The organism is Shewanella sp. FDAARGOS_354 (genome assembly GCF_002209245.2).
Lineage (GTDB): Bacteria > Pseudomonadota > Gammaproteobacteria > Enterobacterales > Shewanellaceae > Shewanella > Shewanella xiamenensis.
In genome coordinates this window covers 2,513,086-2,536,946 of sequence record NZ_CP022089.2, presented here as the reverse complement: position 1 = coordinate 2,536,946, position 23,861 = coordinate 2,513,086, and the positions used below count along the sequence as shown (strand labels likewise).

Annotated in this window: 17 protein-coding genes and 1 riboswitch; of the genes, 16 read left to right on the top strand and 1 reads right to left on the bottom strand. The window is 44.9% G+C overall.

Annotated elements, in window-relative coordinates:
• Window positions 1-59: 59 nt before the first annotated feature.
• The 6 genes from CEQ32_RS11505 (at window position 60) to CEQ32_RS11480 (ending at window position 8,906) form a co-directional block, all read left to right on the top strand.
• A complete protein-coding gene (locus tag CEQ32_RS11505) occupies window positions 60-1,640 on the top strand; it encodes a Na+/H+ antiporter NhaC family protein (protein ID WP_037428721.1) in 1,581 nt (526 codons plus the stop codon).
• 857 nt (window positions 1,641-2,497) lie between these two features.
• A complete protein-coding gene (locus tag CEQ32_RS11500) occupies window positions 2,498-5,353 on the top strand; it encodes a choice-of-anchor Q domain-containing protein (RefSeq protein WP_088586050.1) in 2,856 nt (951 codons plus the stop codon).
• A gap of 233 nt (window positions 5,354-5,586) precedes the next feature.
• Complete coding sequence (locus CEQ32_RS11495; protein ID WP_037428445.1) at window positions 5,587-6,000, top strand: hypothetical protein; 414 nt, start codon at window positions 5,587-5,589, stop codon at window positions 5,998-6,000.
• Between the two features lie 85 nt (window positions 6,001-6,085).
• On the top strand, window positions 6,086-7,369 hold the full coding sequence (locus CEQ32_RS11490) for an AAA family ATPase (protein ID WP_088586049.1): 1,284 nt from the start codon (window positions 6,086-6,088) through the stop codon (window positions 7,367-7,369).
• Window positions 7,370-8,299, top strand: a complete 930-nt coding sequence (locus CEQ32_RS11485) for a DUF4435 domain-containing protein (protein WP_037428440.1) — start codon at window positions 7,370-7,372, stop codon at window positions 8,297-8,299.
• Between the two features lie 262 nt (window positions 8,300-8,561).
• Entirely contained in the window at window positions 8,562-8,906 is a 345-nt protein-coding gene (locus tag CEQ32_RS11480) for a hypothetical protein (RefSeq protein WP_037428439.1), read from the top strand.
• Window positions 8,907-9,477: 571 nt separating this feature from the next.
• Here the strand turns inward: CEQ32_RS11480 and metH are convergent.
• Window positions 9,478-13,212 (bottom strand): methionine synthase, encoded by a 3,735-nt coding sequence (gene metH / locus CEQ32_RS11475; protein ID WP_037428437.1) that lies wholly within the window; start codon window positions 13,210-13,212, stop codon window positions 9,478-9,480.
• A gap of 223 nt (window positions 13,213-13,435) precedes the next feature.
• Between metH and CEQ32_RS11470 the strand changes: the two genes are divergently transcribed.
• From CEQ32_RS11470 to CEQ32_RS11425, 10 genes are all read left to right on the top strand, one after another.
• A complete protein-coding gene (locus tag CEQ32_RS11470) occupies window positions 13,436-14,158 on the top strand; it encodes a histidine phosphatase family protein (RefSeq protein ID WP_037428434.1) in 723 nt (240 codons plus the stop codon).
• A gap of 175 nt (window positions 14,159-14,333) precedes the next feature.
• Window positions 14,334-14,565: riboswitch (cobalamin riboswitch) on the top strand.
• Between the two features lie 123 nt (window positions 14,566-14,688).
• A complete protein-coding gene (locus CEQ32_RS11465) occupies window positions 14,689-15,576 on the top strand; it encodes an ABC transporter ATP-binding protein (RefSeq protein ID WP_037414795.1) in 888 nt (295 codons plus the stop codon).
• Window positions 15,573-16,712: a FecCD family ABC transporter permease gene (locus tag CEQ32_RS11460; protein ID WP_088586048.1), complete on the top strand. Its 1,140-nt coding sequence runs from the start codon at window positions 15,573-15,575 to the stop codon at window positions 16,710-16,712. Before CEQ32_RS11465 ends, CEQ32_RS11460 begins: the two co-directional genes overlap by 4 nt.
• 144 nt (window positions 16,713-16,856) lie before the next feature.
• Entirely contained in the window at window positions 16,857-17,909 is a 1,053-nt protein-coding gene (gene cobT, locus CEQ32_RS11455) for a nicotinate-nucleotide--dimethylbenzimidazole phosphoribosyltransferase (protein ID WP_037414788.1), read from the top strand.
• Window positions 17,910-18,016: 107 nt separating this feature from the next.
• Window positions 18,017-18,805: an adenosylcobinamide-GDP ribazoletransferase gene (locus CEQ32_RS11450; RefSeq protein WP_037414785.1), complete on the top strand. Its 789-nt coding sequence runs from the start codon at window positions 18,017-18,019 to the stop codon at window positions 18,803-18,805.
• Complete coding sequence (gene cobU / locus CEQ32_RS11445) at window positions 18,802-19,407, top strand: bifunctional adenosylcobinamide kinase/adenosylcobinamide-phosphate guanylyltransferase (RefSeq protein ID WP_037428433.1); 606 nt, start codon at window positions 18,802-18,804, stop codon at window positions 19,405-19,407. Before CEQ32_RS11450 ends, cobU begins: the two co-directional genes overlap by 4 nt.
• Window positions 19,408-19,533: 126 nt before the next feature.
• On the top strand, window positions 19,534-21,159 hold the full coding sequence (locus CEQ32_RS11440) for a cobyric acid synthase (RefSeq protein ID WP_181159804.1): 1,626 nt from the start codon (window positions 19,534-19,536) through the stop codon (window positions 21,157-21,159).
• Between the two features lie 15 nt (window positions 21,160-21,174).
• On the top strand, window positions 21,175-21,798 hold the full coding sequence (gene cobO, locus CEQ32_RS11435) for a cob(I)yrinic acid a,c-diamide adenosyltransferase (protein ID WP_037428432.1): 624 nt from the start codon (window positions 21,175-21,177) through the stop codon (window positions 21,796-21,798).
• Between the two features lie 147 nt (window positions 21,799-21,945).
• Window positions 21,946-22,983, top strand: coding sequence for a DUF2235 domain-containing protein (locus tag CEQ32_RS11430; RefSeq protein ID WP_037428431.1), 1,038 nt, complete (start codon window positions 21,946-21,948; stop codon window positions 22,981-22,983).
• Window positions 22,984-22,998: 15 nt separating this feature from the next.
• On the top strand, window positions 22,999-23,823 hold the full coding sequence (locus tag CEQ32_RS11425) for a cobalamin-binding protein (protein ID WP_037428429.1): 825 nt from the start codon (window positions 22,999-23,001) through the stop codon (window positions 23,821-23,823).
• The last annotated feature ends 38 nt before the right edge of the window (window positions 23,824-23,861 follow it).

The following is a 23,861-nucleotide window of genomic DNA, read 5'->3' as shown; positions in this document are numbered from 1 at the left end:
AGGTTTTGTTTCTTTATCCTCTCGGTAGATCTCCACCCGTTTTTTGGTGAAAAGAGATCATGGACATTAGTCATTTTGCTGACTCAGGTTGGTCAGTGCTTCCCCCTTTATTAGCCGTCGCCTTGGCGATCATCACTCGTCGCGTACTGTTATCCCTTGGCGTAGGGATTGTGGCCGGCAGTTTGTTACTCAATCAGTTTTCTCCCCTTGATTCATTGCACTATATGTTCAATACCGTGCTGAAGATTTTTTGGGTCGATGGCGCACTTAATCGCGACAATATCAATATGTTGCTGTTTATGTTGCTGCTTGGTGGACTCATTAGTCTGATGACGGTTTCTGGCGCCACCCGCGCCTTTGCCGAGTGGGCAGCTAAGCGCGCTAAGACCCGTCGCGGCGCGAAAGGCTTAACTGGGGTGATGGTGTTTGCGTTTTTTATTGACGACTTTTTTCATAGTTTGTCGGTTGGCGCTATTTGCCGTCCGGTGACCGATCGCTTTCAAATCTCCCGCGCCAAACTGGCTTATCTTTTAGATTCTACCGCTGCGCCCGTGTGCGTATTGATGCCCATCTCCTCTTGGGGCGCTTATATTATCGCGCTTATCGGTGGCATTATGGCCGCCCACGGCATTAGTGAGCAAAGCCCAATCTCAGCCTTTGTTGAGATGATCCCGATGAATCTCTATGCCGTGTTTACCCTGTTGATGGTGCTGGTGGTGATTATCTTTCAAATGGATATCGGCCCAATGCGTAAACATGAAGCATGGGCGCTGGAAGGGAAGCTTTGGGATCCGACTAAGCCTCGTCCAATCGGCTTAGATATGGAAAGCCCTGAAGAAAGTAACGGTGGCATGATCGATATGGTATTGCCGATCCTAACCCTCACCGGCGCGACCGTGTATTTTATGATTTCCTCTGGTGCGGCAGTATTGGATGAAAAAGAGCTGCCATTTAGCGTACTTGGCTCCTTTGAAAACACCAATGTGGGCTCCTCGCTAGTGTATGGCGCGCTGTGCAGCTTAGCGGTGTCAATTCTGCTTGCGCTGCGGTTAAAATTGGGTGCTAAAAACTGGCTTAAAGCCGCCCCGCAAGGCGTGATGGCCATGCTACCCGCCATTAATATTTTGCTGTTTGCCTGGGCGATTGGTGCGGTTGTTCGCGATGTTGAGACTGGCAAATATCTGGCCTCCCTCGCCAACGGTAACTTGCCAATTGAAGTGTTGCCTGCGGTGGTGTTTGTGTTGTCCTGCGCCATGGCATTTGCTACCGGAACCAGTTGGGGCACCTTTGGTATTATGTTGCCACTGGCTGGCGACATGGCCGCTGCCAGCGATATCGCGTTAATGCTGCCAATGCTTGCCGCAGTGCTCGCGGGTTCAGTGTTTGGCGATCATAGCTCGCCGATTTCCAGCACCAGTATTTTGTCGGCCACGGGGGCAGGTTGCCACCATATTGACCATGTGATGACCCAGCTACCCTATGCGTTAGCCATCGCCTTTGGCGCCACCTTAGGCTATTTGGCCATGGGGATTATGCATTCAACCTTAGCTGGATTCGCCGTAAGCGCCCTGTGGTTTGTGCTCTTCACTGCTTATCATCTGCGTAAAACGAAAAATCAGCCTTTGTTAGCTACGGCATAAGGCACTTTTACACGCTATCAACTAGGGGCCTATGGGCCCCTTGGTTTTTTGTGGGCTTGAGTAAGCCTGCATCCGTTCAAATAAACTTAAGTCATCACTTAACTATCTAATTTGTAATGTGAAAGTGGTAGACAGATGTTCAGCACAACGTTATCTTAGGTTTTTAACAAGGATGAAACTTAATCGTGACCTCGATTCAGTTCACTTGCATCAGGAAGATGTGTCTTTATTTCGCAAGAACACCTCCTGAACAATATGCGATAAGACTCTAGGTGCTAGGTGCTAGGTGCTAGGTGCTAGGTGCTAGGTGCTAGGTGCTAGGTTCTAGATTCTAGATTCTAGATTCTATAAAAGCATTACAGCAGTGCAATCCCTTGGCTAATGGGTGTTGGCCAAGTGCGGTAGCCATGGAAAGATTTTTGTCGGTTCACAAAGTAGTGAACTGGTTATTTAGCGGCCTTTCGGCCGAGGTGAATCAAGGTCGTGGGTCTTCAACCCACACCCGACCAAGAGGGGATCAACAGCAATTCCCTCTTGGATCTCCCTTGCCGCCCCTAACGGAGTTGAAAGCCCCTTGGGCATTAAGCGTTCTTATGCTATCGCGTCAGACGCTCGTCCCTGATTCGACTGACGCTATCTCGGCATCCATGCCTCGCTCACGCAACGAACGCAAATGCCCTGCGGCAACTCCGAGGGGGTGGTGTATTCCTTCGGCTCAGGTGTTATAGGTCGATTGTTAAGGCATAAAAGTGCCTGTCCAATTTTTTTAACCTCAGTGTCAGTTATAAACAATGAAAGTTATACCTATCCGAATATTTTAAATAATTTAATAAAATCAAATAAATGGATGTTATGATATGAAATATGCACTTGTACCCCTTTTGTGTTTATGTCTTTCAGCATGTGGTGGCGGTGGTGGAGATTCTTCAGCAGAAACACCTACCCCACCTCCTGTCACCAAAGATCCCTTGTCTAAATTTATCAATATTAAAGACCAATATGCAGGTATTGAGTCTGCAGCTCCATTGAATACAGAAACATTAGGCCAAGTGTACAAGTACATCTTTACACTCATTCCTGAATTACTACCGGACTATAACGATCAAAGTGGCGAACTGGGTTCGACTTGCTCTGGTGGTGGAACGATTAAAATTTCGAATGGAAGCTCAGATAAAGAAAAAAATATTGCTTTCACTAATTGCGTTGAAGATGGTATGACAACTAACGGTAAAGCTACTGTGAGAGCAAACCGATTTTCCACCGATGGAATACTTATTGATAGTACCGTGATTTTTGAGGATGTTGATGTAAAAGGTACTTTAGGTCACAGTTTACTTGCTGGTACTGCACAATATGTAGAGCAGGACTTAACTTGTGCAAAAACTGAAGCAACATATAATTTAATGTTTTCAGATGTAAATAATAAAAAACAAATCTTATTTTCAAATTTTAAATTTATTAGAACTGGTAATGAGATGGTGTTATGTGGAAATGATGGTTTTAGGATACAAGGTCGCGTATTCGATTCATCTTTAGGGTTCTGGGATGTCCAAACGAATGAATTATTTAAACTTAACACTATGGTACATGCCTATGAAGAAAGTGGTGAGTTTGTTGTTAGGGGAAGTAACAGTAGTCAAGCTACATTTTCAGTTGAATTCTATAAGGAGTTAAGAGGAAACATAATCTCTAATTACACCTATTATAAAATTATGCTACATAGTGGCATGGTAAATAAAGAATATGCTTTTTTAAAGGAATACTATAAACCCTCCATATTGACCTCATTTGAGGATGCGGATAACGATGGAATAACTAATGGTTGGGAGTTGGCTTTTGGTTTAAATCCAACATCGGCTTTGGATGCGACTCAAGATTTAGATGGTGATGGCTTTACAAATTTGCAAGAGTTCTTATCTTTTGGTCATCCTAACGATAAAAAAATACTTCCTAAAATTGCTGATCTCGGAGTTACTTTATCCCATGAAACCCAAGGCTATTCTAAAAAGATTATCGTAAAAGCTGAAGTCGAAAGTGATGTAAAATCAACTGACAGCGGAACAGTGTTGACGACCTACTCAACATCTCTTCCTGTTTATTTTGATAGCGATAGTTATGCTCATTCCAATTTTTGTACTTTAACAGATAATCGGCTCGAACTGACCTGTAAATGGGATAATATATCACCAGGATATAAAGCTGTTCAAGAGATCTATTTAAATGCTGACACAGCAAATGGAGCAGAGATTAAAAGTGTTATCACTGCAAAAATACAGCATCTTGGACATGATGAGGATTTGTCGAATAACCAAGCAACAATTGATGTTGCAAGACATGCTGCTGATGTATCTTATCGATTGTGGATTGATAACCGTCAAGAGTATATGATGGAATTAGTTGGTACTTCACAAAAGCTAGCGTTTACAATTCATCAGCAAGAATCTAAATTTGGTGGCTTTGATCCTGTGACCGGCAATAAAATTAGACTGGACATACCGGAAAATATCACATTATTAAGTGCCGAATGTGTTAATAGCCATGAAAAGTATAGTTGTTTGGTTGGAAACGAAATTGTTTTTAAAGACTATCAATGGGCTTATAGTTTTACACTTGATATTAGGGGAGATAGTCAAGGGGAAGGGAAGTTAGTATTCAATTCACTCAGCTCTATAACTGGTGATAAAGTGTTATCTTCAATACCATTTCCAATAGTGGTTGGTCAATCTACAGAAGCATTACAAAAACAGATTGATATGGCGGCCGATGGTGAAAAAGTTAATGTTCCGGCAGGAATTTATATTGGTGATTTAGATTTATCTAAAAAACAAACGCTATTAGAGGCGGAATCTAAAGGTGCTAAGCTTTATAGCAGCGAAACTTCATTTTGGCAACCAAGTTTAATTATTGATAAAAATAGTAGTGTAAATGGTTTTACCTTAGCTAATCACTATATAAAGGTAGAGGGTAGTGGAGGTGCTATTACACGTAATTTATTTGATGGTACACCAAACAACCTCATGTCAGTATCCATTTTAAATAGCGGAGAGATGCTTTTTGAACAAAATATATTGATAGGTAAGGCTCTCGATAATGGTTACGTATCTAGTAATTTGGATGATGATTACCATTGCCCTAGGATTGAAAGCGGTAATTATGCTGTTGCACAAAATACTAAGACTAGACTAGTGAATAATATATATTTTGGCAATCTTTTGGATGCGCCTGATTTATATTTCGGATGTCAGTTTCTTAATGCAAGTATGTCCTCTGAATTAGAAATCTACAATAATACTTTTCTTGGGCTAGAATCTGTAGTGAAGCTTATTTATTATGGGCTTGATGAGCCATATTATAAAATGTCAATCGATAACAATATCGTTTCAAAATCTAGATATTTAATTGATAATGCTTCGTATGCTAGTACTTTGTATAAGTTTGCTTCTGGAAGCAGCATTAACTTAAGTAATAATATAGTTAATGATGTTAGGGGGGTGTATATAGATATGCAGGACCAACAAGTTGAAGTGAATACTTTTTTTGCCGATCCTTTACTTGATAATAATGGATATCCTTTTAGTAACTCACCGGTAATTGATGCTGGTGTGCCGTTAAACGTAGATGTCGATTTATATGGTGTAGCAAGACCAATTGACGGTGATAACAATGGAACAAAAGTCATTGATATTGGTGCAATAGAGTTTAGATTAAACTGATTATGCTACATTCTTTAATTGTTAAAGCTCTAATTGCTAAACAGTGGATGCAAGTTTGCTAAATAACCAGAAATGACTCATGGAATGTAAAGCACAGGAATGGCAGGTTAGTATTACTATGACCTGCCCATTTTTCTCAACGTCACTGGTGCAACAATGCCAGTTCTGGTGTATCCCGTAGTATTTATGTTTTCTGATGAAAAGAGCTGTTCAGAATAGAAATGGATTTTGGAATGAAATCAGTTTTACAAATTACCTTAGGGATCTTGTTAGCGGGTTTGGTCACTTTGTTAGTGCGAATTGGCTATTTGAGTTATATCGAATACCGCCTGACGCAAGGGCTTAATGAGTTTGCTATGCAACAAAAGCAAACTGAACTTGCTCGCCAACAAGCCGCAAAAGAACGCAAGATTATTGAATATCAACAGCAACAAATTGCAATTCAGCGGGCTGCGGAACAGCAACGTATCGCTCAGCAAAATGAAGCGGCACGCATACGTAAAGCCGAAGCATGGCGCAAATACTATATCGTCCCCGAAGACTGCAAAAACTATAAGTCAGATGAGCATATGGTTAACTGTCTAAACCATAAAGCCGATGCCAAAGCAGAATTTGATAGAGTTTATGATTCTACAAATATTCAATAGATTTTAGTTTTTACTTAATATTTAATAGTTATCTTGATTGGTTTTTAATCATTTTAAGTTTTAATTTTAAAAAAATGGAGTTTTTATGAGAATTGATGAAATAACATTTCACAACTTTAAATCAAGAGATAGATTTGCTAGTGTTAATTTTTCTGATGATAATGTTACTATTATTTTCGGTGATAATGGTTGTGGGAAAACAACATTTTTAAAAGCTATTAGCGCATTTCTTTCTCAAGATGAAAGTTCATTAAAGGCATTAGGTGTTAATCGTATTGAATGTAAAATATCTGATGGTGGTAATGTAAGAGATGTTATAGTCTCAATGGATGATGGGGTCTTTAACTGGGAAGAATTTGAAAATAGTTTTTTACAAAATTCCAGATCTCTTTCTTTAGGTGTTGAACGAGGTGTAAGCACTCAGGCTGTGAATATTGATCCTGAGCTATTCTATGATTTTTTTATGAATTTCAATAAAAATAATGATTTTTTTAACGAAGCTCGTTCAGTTGGCTTTCAGAGAAAGAAAATTTTTGAATTATCTGAGGAGTTATCATTCTTTATTAGAAGGCGAAATGCTGTTAAATATAGAAATAGAAGGCCTGAAATTGACTTTGGAAAGCATCATTTATATTTACAGAATATTAAGATTGAAAATATTGAAGAGCTTTTGTTGCAACGTTATAGGATAGCTAGGTTCACAGCTACACGAAAAATTCAAAGCGCACTATTTGATACCTTGTCAGTTGCTATCGATATAGAAAATAGTAACCCTTCAACAAAAGTTTCAAATAGTGAAGTGTTAGGGCAAAGGATATTGGAAAATAAAGATAGAATTATAGAGGCTCTTGATGATGGTGAGGATAATAACTTTAAAAATAGAATTGTTAATATTTTAAATAAAATTAACCAGAAGGGTGAGCTAGATAAAATACTAGGACATTCATTACTAAGTCAACTTTTTGAAAATATGATTGATGAATTGGAAGTTGAAAAGCTTGTTTTAAGTTCTATTAACTTATTGGTTGACAAATTTAATGGATATTTAATAGATGGTAAAAAACTATTTGTTAATGGTAGGGAGGTTTATGTTGAAATTGATGGTGAGCACCATACTGTAAACGAGCTTTCAAGTGGGGAAAGACATATATTAACTTTTTTAGCTTTGGTTCTTTTTGAGGGGCAGGATCGTAATTTTTTAATTATTGATGAGCCTGAAATATCATTGAATATAAAGTGGCAGCGAGAGTTGATGTCTATTTTTTCAGCTCTGTTACCTACGACTCAAATTATTGTTGCTTCTCATTCTCCGGCATTAGCTAAGAGAAATCCGAATTTCCTTTCTGAACTGAAGGTTTGGAGATCGTAAATGTCAGGAAATTTTTATGAAATAGATGAAATCTTCAATGAAGCTGTAATGACAGGTGTTCCAGCAATAATTGTTGAAGGGATGGATGATATTCTTATTTATAATCAGTTATCGGCAAGGGTTCCATTCGAAGTAGAAATTTATGCTGTTGAAAATATTGAAGGGTATTCGGAAGGGTGTGAGCAGGTTATTACAGCTATAAGAGAGCTTAACAATATTAAAAATAGCAAGTATAAGCTGGATGAACACATTTTAGGTATTATCGATAAGGATGTTAGGGATTATAGAAATGAATTGCCTGCTTTGGAACCGATATTGGTACTTGAATACTACTCTATTGAAAGTTATTTTGTTTCTAAAGATGTGTTGCATAATATTCTTTGTTTATGTACTAAGGCTGGTAAGAGTTTAATTAATGAAGATCTTTGTGTTAAGATCTTTAAGGATGTGGAAAAAAATCTACTAAGTTTATATTACTTTTCACTCGAAGCATTAAGAGCTTCTTTGGATTCTGAATATAAGTCAATATTCTTTTATTCTTACCCAACAGGTAGACTAAATGATGTTAAAATTCAACATGCTATTTTAAGTAAGATTGATGAACTAGATAGATTTGCTGCTCATCTTGACTTGTCTCCAAACTTAATGACTTTAAAAAGTATTTCAAAGGGTAAGTGGTTGGTTGAATCTTTTTCAGTCGAAATTTTAAAAAGTATTAACTCTCTTAATGGAATGTGCTCTGGCGGTGAAATTATTACTTGTCAGTTCTGTTCGACAGGAGCATTTCATAAATGCCTTTATAAAATAAGAGATGGTATAAATAATAAGTCGATAAAAAATCTCGCTTTTTCTTTTATTGGTGGGGCCGATTTTGATCATATTGTTGATAGGATTTATAAAATTAAAAATCACATTCTTATGTCAGCATGAATAAATCGCTAGGAATTAGTTTTTACTAAGCTGTTTTCTTATTTATTAGTTATTTAGTTTTGGTTTTTAGGTGAAGCCATTAATTTTATTTGGTTATTGATAAAAGTTTGATTAGACACCCATTGCTAAATCCGCAGAATAAAATGGATATCCATTGTTAGTGCGCGATCGTAAATTTCTGGTTATTCTTAGGTTAAGCATTAAATAAGGTGCTTTAATGCTTAGTCCTTAAGGAACTCAGATAAGCCTTGGATGATTAAAAATGATTCGATATCTATTATTCGTATTCTTTGCTCTTGTGCTATGTGTGAGTAATGCGCTGGCAGGCGAATATCAGCTGGATTGGCCTGTCTCTGGTGAGGAGCTGATTTATCATTCCTGCGGTTGTGCTGATTCCTGCTGGGTTGCCGAGGTTCGCCAAGCTAAAGCGGAAAAGCCGCTCATCGCTAAACTGAGATGCGACTGCGAAAAACTCTATTTTACTGATGAAACTGGCGTAGAACGGGTTGTCGCTGAAAATTGTGATGAGTTAAACACCGACAATAAAATGGATTTGATCCCAGAGCGAATCAAGCAACTTCAGTCACATTTTAATCCCCCTCGTTAACTCTATTTATCCTTGTGTGAAATGGAATTCCAGAACGGAAATAACAGGAGATGCATAGCTTTTTGAATGCAAAAAGTTAACTCTACTCTTACAGAAGTTCACCCATCCCCTGCGAAGTTTCTGAAGGGCGATGAAGACTCTTTATTGAAAAATGGCGCGTGACGCAGACAGTACGTCTGCGTAGCTTTTGGGGAAGGGGCGAATGAAAATCGGTGATTTTCGAATAAGCGCGAAATAAGTCTTTTATATGATGATTTTTTCTGAATTAGCCCATGCAATTTTTGCAGAGCGTAATGGGTACACCAGATAGGGCACTGTTGCACCAGTGACCTTCTAAAACATGGATGTTTTAGTAGAGCCTACAAGGATGTATGCACGGCGTGTCACTGGGGTAACAGTGCTAAAGCCTGCGGCAGGCAATGAGTTACATCATCACCTTACAGCGATATGGTTGCTAGTTCGCAATGCAAAACGAACCAGCAACATCGGGTGTGGGGTGAAGCCCCACGACCTTTTCGGTCGCAAGACCGATCTTAGATCTCAAACCGCGTTAGCGTAATCTAAATCCCGATTACTCGGGATCATAGTCAAGCACTGGCGCTAGCCACTTCTCCGTCTCTGCAACAGTCATCCCTTTACGCTTCGCGTAATCCTCCACCTGATCGCGACCAATATTACTCACGCCAAAGTAGCGGGATTTCGGGTGGGCAAAGTACCAGCCCGATACTGCGGCGGTAGGGAACATGGCGTAGCTTTCGGTAATGTTTAAGTCGATGGTTTCATTCGGCTTTAACAGTTCCCACAACAGGCCTTTTTCGGTGTGATCCGGGCAAGCGGGGTAACCCGGTGCAGGGCGAATGCCCTTGTATTTTTCGCGAATTAACGCCTCGTTATCGAGCTGCTCATCGGCGGCATAACCCCAAAACTCTTTACGTACGCGCTCGTGCATCCGCTCGGCAAAGGCTTCGGCTAAACGGTCGGCTAAACACTTGAGCATAATGGCGTTGTAGTCATCATGGTTCGCCTCAAAGCGGGCGATATGCTCATCAATCCCATGGCCTGCGGTAACCGCAAAGCCGCCCATATAGTCGGCAACGCCTGAGTCTTTGGGCGCGACAAAATCGGCCAGACAGAAGTTATCGTTACCGACCCGCTCAAGTTGCATCCGCAGGTGATGGGTGGTCAGCTCAACCTCTGTGCGAGTCTCATCTGTGTACAGCTCAATATCATCGAAGTTGACGGTATTGGCGGGGAATAGCCCAATCACGCCCTTGGCGGTGAGCCATTTTTCTTCGATGATTTTTGTAAGCATCGCCTGACCATCGGCGAACAGCTTTTGCGCCTCAACGCCGACTACTTTGTCGGTTAAGATTTCAGGGTAATGACCGTGCAGCTCCCATGCGCGGAAGAAGGGCGTCCAGTCGATGCGGTCGACTAAATCGGTTAATGGATAGTCTTCAAATACTTGGCGACCGAGCACGTTAGGTTTGAATGGGGTGTAGTTGGCCCAATCGTGCTGGCAGCGGTTTTGACGGGCGGCCTCTAGCGAGACGATTTCCTTACGCTTAGCTTGGGATAAACGCTTGGTGCGCATATCGTCATACTCGGCGTAGGTTTCATCAATGGTCGCTTGGCGAGTTTCATTGCTGACTAGCTTGCTGACCATAGGCACTGCGCGCGAGGCATCGGCAATGTAAATCGCGCCATGGGGATAATGCGGCGCAATCTTCACCGCAGTATGGATTTTCGAGCAGGTAGCGCCGCCGATAATCGCTGGAATGGTGAGCCCTTCACGGTGGAAGGTTTTCACATTGTGCACCATCTCATCGAGGCTTGGGGTGATAAGCCCTGACATGCCGATAATATCGATATTGTGTTCTTTCACCGCCTCAAGAATGCGCTCTACTGACACCATCACGCCTAAATCGAACACTTCAAAGCCATTGCAGGCAAGCACCACGCCGACAATATTCTTGCCGATATCGTGCACATCGCCTTTTACGGTCACCATCAAAATCTTACCGTTCGACTGACCTGCGACTTTTTCTTTTTCAATAAAGGGATTGAGGTAGGCCACGGCCTTTTTCATCACCCGCGCGGATTTGACCACCTGTGGCAGGAACATTTTACCCGAGCCAAACAGGTCGCCGACGATATTCATACCGTCCATTAGCGGGCCTTCAATCACATCCAGCGGACGGGAGGCAGCTTGGCGAGCCGCTTCAGTATCTTCGTCGATAAATTCGGTGATGCCTTTCACCAGCGCATGGGCGAGACGTTGATTAACTGGCCATGAGCGCCATTCTAAATCTTCTTTTTTAGCGGCACTTGAGCCATCGCCACGGAATTTTTCAGCAATATCAAGCAATTGCTCGGTATTGCTCGAGCCTTCAACCGGGCAAGGCAGGTTGAGCACCACGTTCTCGACCCGTACTTTAAGCTCTGGGTCGATATCGTCAAAAATCGCTAACTGGCCCGCGTTGACAATCCCCATATCCATACCGACTTTAATCGCGTGGTACAGGAATACTGCGTGAATCGCCTCACGCACTGGGTTGTTACCGCGGAAGGAGAACGACACGTTCGATACCCCGCCCGAAATCATCGCGTGGGGCAGGGTGGCCTTAATTTCTTTAATGGCATCAATAAAATCGACAGCATAGTTATCGTGCTCATCGATACCCGTGGCAATGGCGAAGATGTTCGGGTCGAAGATAATGTCTTCGGGCGGAAAGCCGACCTTATCGACCAGCACGCGGTAGGCGCGGGTACAGATTTCGACTTTGCGCGCCTTCGTATCGGCTTGGCCTTGCTCGTCGAACGCCATAATAATGGCCGCCGCGCCGTAGCGTTTAACGAGGGTTGCCTGCTCGATAAACTTCTCTTCGCCTTCTTTGAGGGAGATAGAGTTAACAATACCCTTGCCTTGAATACATTTGAGGCCCGCTTCAATCACTTCCCACTTCGAGGAGTCGATCATAATCGGCACGCGGCTGATATCTGGCTCAGAGGCGATAAGATTTAAGAACTTATGCATCACCTCCACGCCATCGAGCATGCCTTCGTCCATGTTGATGTCGATGATCTGCGCGCCGCTTTCTACCTGTTCACGGGCGACATCGAGCGCCTGTTCGAACTTGCCTTCTTTGATCAGCTTTAAAAATTTGGCCGAGCCAGTAACGTTGGTGCGCTCACCCACGTTCACAAACAGGGTTTGGGCGTCGATAGTGAGCGGTTCCAAACCTGCTAAACGGCAGGCGACGGGGATCTCGGGTAATACGCGCGGGGCAAACGGTTCCACCGCTTCGCGAATGACCTTAATATGCTCGGGTGTGCTACCACAGCAGCCGCCAATAATGTTGAGCATGCCTTCACGGGCCCATTCTTGGATAACGCTGGCCATGTCTTTTGGGGTTTCATCGTAACCGCCAAACTCGTTTGGTAGACCCGCGTTAGGGTGCGCCGACACATAACATTCGGCGATGCGTGACAGTTCTTCAACGTAGGGACGCAGCTCTTTTGGCCCAAGGGCGCAGTTAAGGCCGATAGATAACGGCTTGATATGGCGAAGGGAGTTATAAAAGGCTTCGGTGGTTTGTCCGGTAAGGGTTCGGCCCGAGGCATCGGTAATAGTGCCGGAGATCATCACTGGCAAACGTGCTGGCGAGTTAGCGCCAAAGAGTTCATCGAACACGGTTTCGATGGCAAATAATGCGGCCTTAGCGTTTAAGGTATCGAAGATGGTCTCGACCATAATGATATCGGCGCCGCCTTCAATCAGGGCGCGGGTCGATTCGCAGTAAGCGGTCACTAACTCATCAAAGTGGATATTACGATATCCGGGATCGTTAACATCGGGGCTGATAGAGCAGGTACGGTTAGTGGGTCCTAACACACCGGCGACATAACGTGGTTTACCCGTGGCTTTTTCGATTTCATCACAGGCCTCACGGGCGAGGCGCGCACCTTCACGGTTAATTTCGGCGGACAGCGACTGCATATCGTAGTCGGCCATGGCGATAGTTGTGGCGTTAAAGGTGTTGGTTTCAATAATATCCGCACCGGCTAATAGGTAGTCGGTGTGAATTTGTTTGATGATGTGTGGCTGCGTGAGCACTAAAAGATCGTTATTGCCCTTAACGTCGGTATGCCAATCCTTGAAACGCTCGCCACGGTAATCGGCTTCTTCTAGCTTGTAGCCTTGGATCATAGTGCCCATGGCGCCGTCTAAAATCAGAATGCGCTTTGACAACTGGTTGCGAATGTCTGCCAGTGTTTGGCTGGCTCGATGGAGAGATATCGCCATAAATGATTACCTTTACTACAGCTAAGTTGAGTCCAAAAATATGCAATTCTGCGGTAAATTGCATTTTATTATTGAATGTCGTTCGTTATGGTTTGGACATTTATACGTATAGACGTCCATAATACGCGACATCGGATTGTCAGGGCAAGGTGAAAGTCATTAGGAGCGAGAATCTAGAATCTAGAATCTAGAGTTTAGGTCCTAAGATTTTTAAAAGGCATATATGAAACAAGTTCGCTTATTACTGTTACGCCATGGGGAATGCGAGGGCGGGGCTATTTTACGTGGCAGAGTCGATGTTCCACTGAGCGAGAAGGGCTGGCGGCAGATGTTGGCAGCAGTCGCTTTGCAGGCCAGTGAATGCCACGGTATTTACAGCTCCACCTCAAGGCGCTGCGCTGAATTTGCCAAGGAGTTGGCGCTGGAGCCGCATTCCAGCTTGTCTGAGAGTTCACATTTAGCTGCACCAACGCCTTCGCCGCTTGAGGTCAACCTACTGGAGGATCTACAAGAAATGGATTTTGGCGATTGGGATGGTCGCTTACTCGATGAGTTATATCAACAGGATGGCGAGCGCATGGCGGCCTATTGGCAAGATCCTTGGACCGTGTCGCCGCCCAATGGTGAAACGATGGCAAGTTTTGAGGCTCGTATCGATGGCGCAATAGAGCAGATCCTCAATAAAGAGTTTGCCCTGCTGGCGTTGGATGATGAACAGGCCCACGGCGAGTGTAATGCCGATGCACCCACAGCCAATATCTGGGTTTTGACCCACGGCGGGGTGATCCGTCATTTAATGGCAAGAGCATTGGGGGCGGTGAGAACGGTAGGGTTTTACAGTCAACTGACTTTACCGGTTGCCGCGGTGGTGACGATTAATGTACTCGAAGATAAACATGGGACTCGATACTGGCGCTTAGACTGGCCATCGGGCCATGCTGATTGAGTTTGAAATCTCATGCTAAATGGGATGATGAACATTTTCTGATTTAAACTGCATTGCCTAATGAGCAAGATATAGGATAATGCTTTTCCCTGACGTTTGAGCGAGATAGCACATGGTGTTCGCTAAGTTTAAATGTCGCAGAAATAGGTGTTGGGAATTTCGCTTTATCCTGCGCTATTCGCTTAAGGCAATAGTCGTTATAAACGCCGGATCAACCCAAACATAATAGGGAATCGGGGTGCTGCCCATCAGCCAGCCCGAACTGTACCCGCAACTGTGAGTAGTTAAAAGAAGTGCCTAGAATCTAGAGCCTAGAATCTAGAACCTAGAACCTAGAACCTAGAACCTAGAACCTAGAACCTTCTTTGCTACAAGTCAGGAGACCTGCCTATTTCTGTTTTCGCTGCGTGCAGCCTTAGTTCTCGAGCGGGTGACTCGAGGGAGCAGAAAATGATATTGATACGTTTCGCCCTGTGGCCCATGGTGCTACTGGGTTTGGGTACAAAATATGCCTGTGGGAGCTGCTTTAAATGAAGCCTTCCACGTCAACAGATGTGCAATCTTCGGCGGTGCTAGCTAATGTGGCACTCAATGTCAGCCAATTAAGTTGGACCATCGAAGGCAAAACCATTCTTTCAGGGATTAACTTTGCCCTACAACGCGGTGAAATGCTGGGATTAATCGGCCCTAACGGTGCGGGTAAATCCAGTTTACTGCGTTGTATATATCGTTTTATTCGCCCAACTCTGGGGCAAATCAGTTTGTTTTCGCAGGACATTAACGAGCTTTCGCCCAAGGCATTTGCCTGCAAAGTAGCTGTGGTGCAGCAGGATACGCCGCACTATTTTGATATGACCACAGAGCAACTCGTTGCTATGGGGCTCACGCCCCACAAAGGGATGTTCGATACTAATTCCAGCGGTGATAGTGAAAAAATTATCAAGGCGCTTGAAAAGGTAGGTCTTAGCCATAAGCGCTATCAGCAATATGAAAGGCTCTCCGGCGGTGAGAAACAACGGGCACTGATTGCCCGCGCTATCGTGCAACAACCTCAGTTACTGATTTTAGATGAACCCACAAACCACCTCGATGTGCGCTATCAAATACAAATTTTGGAGTTGGTTCGAAGCCTTGGCATTAGTGTCATTGCCTCTATTCATGATCTGAATTTAGCAAGTGCCCTGTGTGATAGTTTGCTGCTACTGGATAAGGGGCAAGTGAGCGCCATGGGCACGCCGAGTGAGGTATTAACAGAGGAGCGCATTGCCCAAGTTTTTGGTGTTTGCGCTCAAGTGATGCCCCATCCACAACATGCCAATCCTTTAATTAATTACTTTTATGGTTATCAAAAATCACCGACGGATGATGTGGTTGTATCCGCTCCCCATAACATCAACGGGGAGATAAACACGCCATGATTCACACGTTTAAGCTGATAATGATGAATCCTTTAACCCATATTTTAACGCCATTAACCCGCCAGCAATGGCTGATTCTTGGCTTGGTGGGTTTTGCCCTGCTGACCCCGATTGCGGCCGCCAGTTTTGGCGCGGCAAATATCAGCTTTTTAGATGTGTTGCATGTGTTTATTAAATTATTCAATCAATTTTTCGCCAACGACGGTGCGTCAACTACCGCCTCGATGACGGAGCGGATTGTGATGGAATTAAGGTTGCCACGGATATTGCTCGCGTTTGTGGCGGGGGCGGGGCTGTCTTTAGCGGGCAGTGTGCTGCAAACCGTAACTCGCAATCCCCTTGCTGACCCTTATTTATTTGGCATCAGTTCAGGTGCCTCCTTTGGCGCTGTGGTGATGCTGACCTTGTTTACTGGCTCTGGTCTATTCGGTAATGCTGGCGTTATTGCCAATTCGGGGATTTTTAGTGGCTCGGGAATGTTTGCTGGGCTCCTGTGGTTTAGTTTGCCTTTCGGCGCTTTTATTGGTGCCAGTTTATCCGTTCTTATTGTTCTCGCGTTGTCAGGGCTTGGGCTCAACAGCCAAGTTGAGCGCATGCTGCTCTCTGGGGTGGCAACATCGTTTATGTTTGGCGCATTAACCAGCTTGCTGTTGTATTTTGCCAGCCCGCAGGCCACGGCATCAGTGCTTTTTTGGAGTTTGGGCAGTTTTGCTAAGGCCAGTTGGCCGCTCTTAATTTTGCCATCCATCGTTGTATTGGTAAGTTTTTTTATCATCCTCGGTTGGAAGCGGCAGATTATGGCCCTGCAGGCGGGGGATGAAACGGCTCACACCTTAGGGGTGAATGTACCTAAATTACGCCTCAATATGTTATTGCTCTGCTCGCTAATTACCGCCGTTTTAGTGGCGACCTGTGGTGGCATAGGTTTTGTTGGATTAATGATCCCCCATACTGTGCGCTTGTTATTTCCCGGGCGTCAGCCCATTTTGCTCACCGCGTTAGTGGGCGGCTTGTTTATGGTGTGGATTGATGTGCTCGCGAGATGTTTACTGGGTAATCAAGAACTGCCCGTTGGTATTATCACCGCCTCGATAGGTAGTTTTTTCTTTTTGCTGATTTTGCGTCGGCGCAACTAATTGAACTCGCGTTTTTCGCAGAGGATTAGCTAATTTAGTACTAAGTGCGTATGGAAAATAGCCGCTGTATGCGTCGTAGTTGTTATCGAACGAGTTATTGAAATCGAACGAGTTATTGAAATCGAATTAGTCACTGGAGTGTGAATGTCTCAATCAAGCCTGTCATTTCAAATCGAGCCTGTGAGTAAAGCGCAGGATCAGGTTATTCAACAAAAAATCGATCTTAAGACCAAGCCGCCAGGTGCATTGGGACAACTCGAATCCTTAGCATTACAAATTGCTCGCATTCAAGGGCCACAACAATTGCAGATAGTCAAACCGACCATGTTGGTATTTGCAGGGGATCACGGCATTGCCGCTGAAGGGGTTTCGATTGCCCCAAGTGAAGTCACCCACCAAATGGTGCAAAACTTTGCCCACGGCGGCGCGGCCATTAATGTGTTTTGTCGCCAATTAGGTTTTACGCTTGAAGTGATCGATTGCGGTATTTTGACACCCGTTGAGGGGCTAGAAGGGATTATCGATCAACGTCTTGGCGCGGGTACTGCTGCAATTCATTTGGAGCCAGCCATGCCTTTAACGAGTGTGGATAAGGGCTTTGATATGGCGCGCGAGCTTATTGAGCGTCACCATCAAGCAGGCTGTAATCTGGTTGCGTTTGGTGAAATGGGGATTGGCAACACGTCCTCTGCCGCGGCAATTATGGCGGCGATTATGCAATTAGATGTAGCTGACTGTGTGGGGCGCGGTACAGGCATTAATAGCGACACTTTAGCGCGTAAGTTAACCTTGGTAGAACTGGCGTTGCTATCGCATCAAAGTGCGCTTAGTGGGCCAAAACAAGTGCTTGCTTGTCTTGGCGGGTTTGAAATTGTGCAAATGACTGGTGCCATGCTGGCTGCAGCTGAGCGCAAGATGTTGGTAGTTGTGGATGGTTTTATTGCGACCGCCGCCGCATTAGTCGCGGTGACGATCAATGCTAATGTGCGGGATTATCTGATTTTCGCCCATTGCTCCGAGGAGCAAGGCCATCAACGTATGTTGGAATATTTGCAAGCTAAACCCTTGTTATCTTTGGGGCTTAGATTAGGTGAAGGCACGGGGGCAGCTTTAGCATTGCCGTTAATTCAAGCCGCAGTAAATTTTTACAATCAAATGGCGAGTTTTAGTGATGCAGGGATTGAGGCTGTTGTATGATGTAGCCCTGCTAAGTTATTTATTTAACTTAATTTAAAATAATAACTTTTAGCTAACCGTTTTAACTTTAAACCTTGCTGCAAGTGTGTATTCACTAAGGATGCTTTATGTCAGAACGCGAAAGCTGGCACAAAGAGATAGATTTATTTTTTGTGGCCATGGGCTATTTTACCCGTATTCCTATGCCCAAATGGGTCGAAGTCGATGCCGATAAACTCAATAAAGCCAGTCGTTACTTTGGCTTAGTGGGTTTACTGGTGGGACTGTTAAGCGCCATCGTTTTTTGGCTGACTCAAAATTGGTTACCCGCTGGGGTGTCTGTATTGCTGTCGATGTTAACGGGCGTGCTGTTAACGGGCGGTTTCCACGAAGATGGGTTAGCCGATACCTTCGATGGGTTTGGTGGCGGTTGGACGGCTGAAGACAAGCTGCGCATTATGAAGGATTCGCGCCTTGGTAGTTATGGTGCCTTGGCCTTGATTATTGTCTTGATGCTTAAATGGCAATTATTGGTGGAATTAGCGCTTTATGACCCTGTGGTTGCTGGTTCGGCGATGATTGTCGCCCATACTGTGAGTCGAGTCGTGGCCGCGAGCCTTATTTTCACCGAAAAATATGTGCGCGATGATGAGTCCAGTAAATCTAAGCCGTTAGCGCAGCACCAAGGCATTAATGAACTATTTATTTTGATCGCCAGTGGTGTGTTAGTGCTGTTGGTGTTAAAGGGGATTGCTGCACTGTCGCTGTTGTTGATTATGATCGGATTGCGCCGTTTGATCGTGGTGATCTTTAGACGTCAAATTGGCGGCTATACAGGCGATACCTTAGGCGCTGCGCAGCAAATTTGTGAAATTGTGTGTTACTTCGTGCTGCTCGTTGTAGGTAGCATTCTGTGATCCATTTAGTGCTGGGCGGCGCTCGTAGCGGTAAGAGCCGTTACGGTGAAACCTTAGTACGCCAGTATACGGCTTTAGGATTCGATGCCTGCTACGTTGCAACCGCGCAGGCACTCGATGCTGAAATGGCCAGTCGGATCCGTTTACATCAAGATGGCCGAGCCAAGGACGATATCGACTGGCAGTTGATTGAAGAACCCTTGACATTAACCGCCAAGCTTAAGCATTTAGCTAAGCCGGGGCGGGTGATTATGGTGGATTGCTTAACGCTTTGGTTAACCAATCAATTACTTGCTGTCCACCCACAGGCTGAGCCAGCTTCGACCGAATCAGATTTTGCCCTAGCTTTTGCGACATCATCTCAACACGATGTGTTAGCCCACTGGCGACAGGCCAAAACGGATTTTGTCAGTGCGTTAAATACACTTGAAGGTGTGGTGATTTTAATCAGTAATGAAGTAGGCTCAGGCATTGTGCCCTTGGGGGAACTGAGTCGCCAATTTGTGGATGAAGCTGGCTGGTTAAACCAAGATGTTGCTGCTGTTGCGGATAATGTGACCTTAGTGGTGGCGGGTTTACCGCTGACGCTTAAATCGAGCTAGCGCTCTTAAATGAGCTGGTGCATTTAAATCAAGTTGTGAATGTTATTTTGAGCCGCTTTTGCATTTAGTTCGTATAAAAAGAAGCGCCTTTTATCTTATTTCCTCTATTGAGTGATGTCCTTGCCCATGCATTCACATAACGTTGCAGATCCCACGGCAACCAATCAAACGTCAACCGCTAGTTTGCCTCAAACATCGTCCCAAGGCGCCAAAGTATTAATGGTGCAGGGCACCACCTCAGATGCGGGTAAAAGTACGTTGGTGGCGGGAATTTGCCGATTGCTAGCCCGTCAGGGTGTAAACGTCGCTCCTTTTAAACCACAGAATATGGCGCTTAATAGTGCTGTGACTGTTGATGGCGGCGAGATTGGTCGCGCACAGGCGCTGCAAGCCGCGGCCTGTTATTTAGCGCCACATACTGATTTTAATCCGATTTTACTCAAACCCAGTTCAGATACGGGCGCCCAAATTATTGTGCAGGGTAAAGCGTTAACGACACTCGAAGCCTCGGCTTTTTTTGGTGAAAAATCGAAAGATTATAAAGCCATGGCCCTTAATGCCGTTTTGGACTCCTTTGAACGCCTAGGTCAGCAATATCACACCATAGTGGTTGAAGGGGCGGGGAGCCCAGCTGAAATCAACCTGCGTGCTGGGGATATTGCCAATATGGGTTTTGCCGAGGCGGTTGACTGCCCGGTGATTATTATTGCCGACATCGATAAAGGCGGCGTGTTTGCCCATTTGGTCGGGACCTTGGCGCTGTTATCCGAGTCAGAACAGGCGCGGGTAAAGGGGTTTGTGATCAATCGCTTTCGCGGTGATATCAGCCTGTTGCAGCCTGGTATTGATTGGCTTGAGACGTATACGCAAAAGCCAGTATTAGGCGTGCTGCCCTATTTGCATGATTTGCACTTAGATGCCGAGGATGCGCTCACTGACTCGCCAACTAAGCAGGCCAAGAGTCGTTTTAAAGTGCGAGTGCTGGTATATCCACGCACCAGCAATCACACGGATTTTGATCCCCTCAGGCTTCATCCCGATATCGATTTTGATTATGTGTCACTCCAGACGCAAGCCTTAGCTCAGACACAAGATATTGTCGCCGATCTGCTGATTTTACCCGGCAGTAAAAATGTGCGAGCCGATTTGGCTTTTTTACGTGAGCAAGGCTGGGATAAGCAAATTGCTAAGCATTTGCGCTACGGCGGTAAAGTGCTGGGAATTTGCGGTGGTTATCAAATGCTGGGTGAGCGCATTGCCGATCCGTTAGGGATAGAAGATGTGCTTGGGACTAGCCAAGGTTTGGGTTATTTACCCATAACCACCCAATTTAAAGCCGAAAAGCAGTTACGTAGCGTCGCAGGTGAGTTGAGATTGTTAGGGCAGACTGTGGCGGTCAAAGGTTATGAGATCCACTGCGGTGAGTCCCAATATCTCACCTCCAGTGATGCCGCCAAGGGCGCACCATTACGCTTGAACAATGAGCTAACTTACGATGAACAGGCGGAAAAGTCTTTTGCTGACGGCTGCTTAAGTGAGGACGGGCAAGTGCTAGGCACTTATTTACACGGGCTATTCGACAGCCCTGAGGCGTGCCAGTTAATTCTGCGCTGGGCGGGATTAGAAGATGCGCAAGCAATTGATATCAATGAAATTCGCGAACAACAGTTGAATCGTTTGGCTGATGTACTAGCCGAGCATCTAGATTTACCACAATTACAGGCAATCTTAACCGCATCAGTTAAGCCGTAGGATGAATACCAAACCATGACAACAGCAAACGATAATAACCAAGAACAATTAAAGGCTGAACGCCACAAAGCGCGCCAACAAAAACTCAAAGCGGGGGTTGATGCAAAAATTGCCGCCGCTCAGGATGAAAAGGGCATTTTGTTAGTCCTAACGGGCAATGGCAAAGGCAAGTCGACCTCAGGTTTTGGTACTGTTGCCCGCGCGGTGGGTCATGGCAAAAAAGCGGCGGTAGTGCAATTTATCAAGGGCACTTGGGAATGCGGTGAGCGTAATCTACTTGAAGGCGCAGGCGTTAGTTTTCATGTGATGGGTACAGGCTTTACTTGGGAAACCCAAGATAAAGAAAAGGATACCGCAGCCGCCCTAGTCGCTTGGGAAGCAGCTGAAGCTTTACTGCAAGACGAGAGCATTGATTGCGTGATGCTCGATGAGCTGACCTATATGGTGAGTTATCACTATCTTGATGTCGAACGGGTACTGACTGCACTTAAAAACCGTCCATCTATGCAGCATGTGATTATCACTGGCCGCGCCTGCCACCGAGCGATTATCGAGCTGGCCGATACGGTAAGTGAAGTGCAACCCATTAAACATGCCTTCGAAGCGGGCATTAAAGCGCAGCCTGGATTTGATTATTAAGCAGAGTGAATAATCTTAGTGAGTTTGGTGAGTGAGCAAACGCCGTAAGCAGTGCTTCAACACTAATTAAGGCTGTTGTTCCGAGATAAAATCCGTTAGCGTTCTATTGAGCGCTTTTGTGGGCATGGATAACTCAAGGATGATGCGATGAATAAACGTATTGTGATTTGTGCTGACGGTACTTGGAATCGACCCGAGAAAGACCTTAAGGTGGATTTTCCCACCAATGTGCTACGTCTGGCGCGGGCCATTAGCCCGATGGCGGCCGATGGAAAACCCCAGCAGGTGTTTTACGATTGGGGTGTGGGCTCCTATTACGATGAAGTGATTGGCGGCGCGACAGGGCGTGGGCTGCATAAAAATATCATGGATGGTTACCGTTATATCGTGCAGAACTACTCCCCTGGCGATGAGATTTATCTCTTTGGCTTTAGCCGAGGCGCATACACAGTGCGTTGCCTGTGTGGCCTTATCAATAACTGCGGTATTCTTAAGCGCCCCGATGCGAGGCTTATCCAACAAGCCTTTGACCACTATAAAAAAAGCAGCGCGCCCTTTGCTCCAAGCGGCGATAAATCCGTTGAGTTTAGACAAAAGCACAGCCATGAATCACGGGAGATTAAGTTTGTTGGGGTGTGGGATACGGTGGGCGCTATGGGGATCCCGATTTCCTTCCTCGGCTTATTTGAAGATAAAGATGAGTTTTACGACACTAAAATTGGTCGCAATGTGCGTGTTGCCCGCCATGCCTTGGCGATAGACGAGCATCGCAGCGACTTTGAGCCCACTATCTGGCAATTACGCGACAATATGGATATGCAGCAAGTGTGGTTTGCTGGCGCCCATAGCAATATTGGCGGCAGTTATCAGCCGGATAAAGATGGCTCTTTATTGTCAGATAATGCCCTTGAGTGGATGATCGCTGAGGCTGAGCGGTTTAATTTAAGTCTCGAGCCACATTTAATGGCCAGTTTACGCCCTAATCCCTTGGCGACGCTGCACGATTCACGCCGTAGTTTTTATCGGATTAAGCAGCCGTATTTGCGGGCGCTTGACCCGAATGTTGCGCCTGTATTGTTGCATCATTCGGTCAAGGTGCGTTGGGATCAAGATCCTCAGTATCGCCCTAAAAACTTGCAGACCTACCTTGAAAAATATGGCTGGCCAGAAAAGTTAATCGATTAAATCATAAGGAATTTCATGTTAATTCGACGCATTATTATCCTAGGTGTCAGTCTTGCCCTGTTACCTATATCAGCTATCGCAGAGCCAGCAAAACGTATTATTGCGTTGTCTCCCCACGCGGTTGAAATGCTTTATGCCATTGGTGCGGGAGAGACGATTGTGGCCGCCACAGATTATGCGGATTATCCCGAAGCGGCGAAAAAAATCCCTAGTATTGGTGGTTATTATGGTATTCAGATTGAGCGCGTATTAGAGCTTAATCCCGATCTGATTGTGGTGTGGGATACGGGCAATAAAGCCGAGGATATCAACCAACTCAAAAACTTAGGTTTTAAACTGTACAGCAGTTCCCCAAACACCCTTGAAGATGTTGCCAAAGAAATTGAAGAGTTAGGCCAATTAACGGGGCATGTGGAGCAGGCTAATCAAGTGGCAACGGATTATCGCCGCGAGCTGCTTCGACTCCGCAATGAAAACGCCGCTAAATCTGAGCCTAAAGTGTTTTATCAGTTGTGGTCGACGCCCTTAATGACGGTTGCGAAAAACAGTTGGATCCAGCAGATTATTGGCGTGTGCCATGGGCAAAATGTCTTTTATGATGCGGCGAGTGATTATCCGCAGGTGAGTCTTGAGAATGTGCTACTGACCTTGCCCGAGGTGATTTTACAAAGCGAAGAAGAAGGCAATGTTAAAGGGATTGATTGGCGTAAATGGACCGAAATCCCCGCCGTTAAAAACCAGCATATTTATCAATTAAATGCCGATTTATTACACCGCGCGACGCCTAGAGCTTTACTTGGTGTAAAGGCCGTTTGCGATGCCTTAGATAAGGCACGTTAATCAATCGCCTTTTGCTAGTAAATTCACTGTTATAAGCA

What these genes read in the sequence shown, in the direction of transcription:
- CEQ32_RS11450 (WP_037414785.1), top strand. Translation starts at nt 18,017, where the DNA reads ATGTCAGAACGCGAAAGCTGGCACAAAGAGATAGATTTATTTTTTGTG.
- CEQ32_RS11430 (WP_037428431.1), top strand. Translation starts at nt 21,946, where the DNA reads ATGAATAAACGTATTGTGATTTGTGCTGACGGTACTTGGAATCGACCC.
- cobO (WP_037428432.1), top strand. Translation starts at nt 21,175, where the DNA reads ATGACAACAGCAAACGATAATAACCAAGAACAATTAAAGGCTGAACGC.
- CEQ32_RS11505 (WP_037428721.1), top strand. Translation starts at nt 60, where the DNA reads ATGGACATTAGTCATTTTGCTGACTCAGGTTGGTCAGTGCTTCCCCCT.
- metH (WP_037428437.1), bottom strand. Translation starts at nt 13,212, where the DNA reads ATGGCGATATCTCTCCATCGAGCCAGCCAAACACTGGCAGACATTCGC.
- CEQ32_RS11460 (WP_088586048.1), top strand. Translation starts at nt 15,573, where the DNA reads ATGATTCACACGTTTAAGCTGATAATGATGAATCCTTTAACCCATATT.
- CEQ32_RS11485 (WP_037428440.1), top strand. Translation starts at nt 7,370, where the DNA reads ATGTCAGGAAATTTTTATGAAATAGATGAAATCTTCAATGAAGCTGTA.
- cobT (WP_037414788.1), top strand. Translation starts at nt 16,857, where the DNA reads ATGTCTCAATCAAGCCTGTCATTTCAAATCGAGCCTGTGAGTAAAGCG.
- CEQ32_RS11465 (WP_037414795.1), top strand. Translation starts at nt 14,689, where the DNA reads ATGAAGCCTTCCACGTCAACAGATGTGCAATCTTCGGCGGTGCTAGCT.
- CEQ32_RS11425 (WP_037428429.1), top strand. Translation starts at nt 22,999, where the DNA reads ATGTTAATTCGACGCATTATTATCCTAGGTGTCAGTCTTGCCCTGTTA.
- CEQ32_RS11470 (WP_037428434.1), top strand. Translation starts at nt 13,436, where the DNA reads ATGAAACAAGTTCGCTTATTACTGTTACGCCATGGGGAATGCGAGGGC.
- CEQ32_RS11480 (WP_037428439.1), top strand. Translation starts at nt 8,562, where the DNA reads ATGATTCGATATCTATTATTCGTATTCTTTGCTCTTGTGCTATGTGTG.
- CEQ32_RS11440 (WP_181159804.1), top strand. Translation starts at nt 19,534, where the DNA reads ATGCATTCACATAACGTTGCAGATCCCACGGCAACCAATCAAACGTCA.
- CEQ32_RS11500 (WP_088586050.1), top strand. Translation starts at nt 2,498, where the DNA reads ATGAAATATGCACTTGTACCCCTTTTGTGTTTATGTCTTTCAGCATGT.
- CEQ32_RS11495 (WP_037428445.1), top strand. Translation starts at nt 5,587, where the DNA reads ATGAAATCAGTTTTACAAATTACCTTAGGGATCTTGTTAGCGGGTTTG.
- CEQ32_RS11490 (WP_088586049.1), top strand. Translation starts at nt 6,086, where the DNA reads ATGAGAATTGATGAAATAACATTTCACAACTTTAAATCAAGAGATAGA.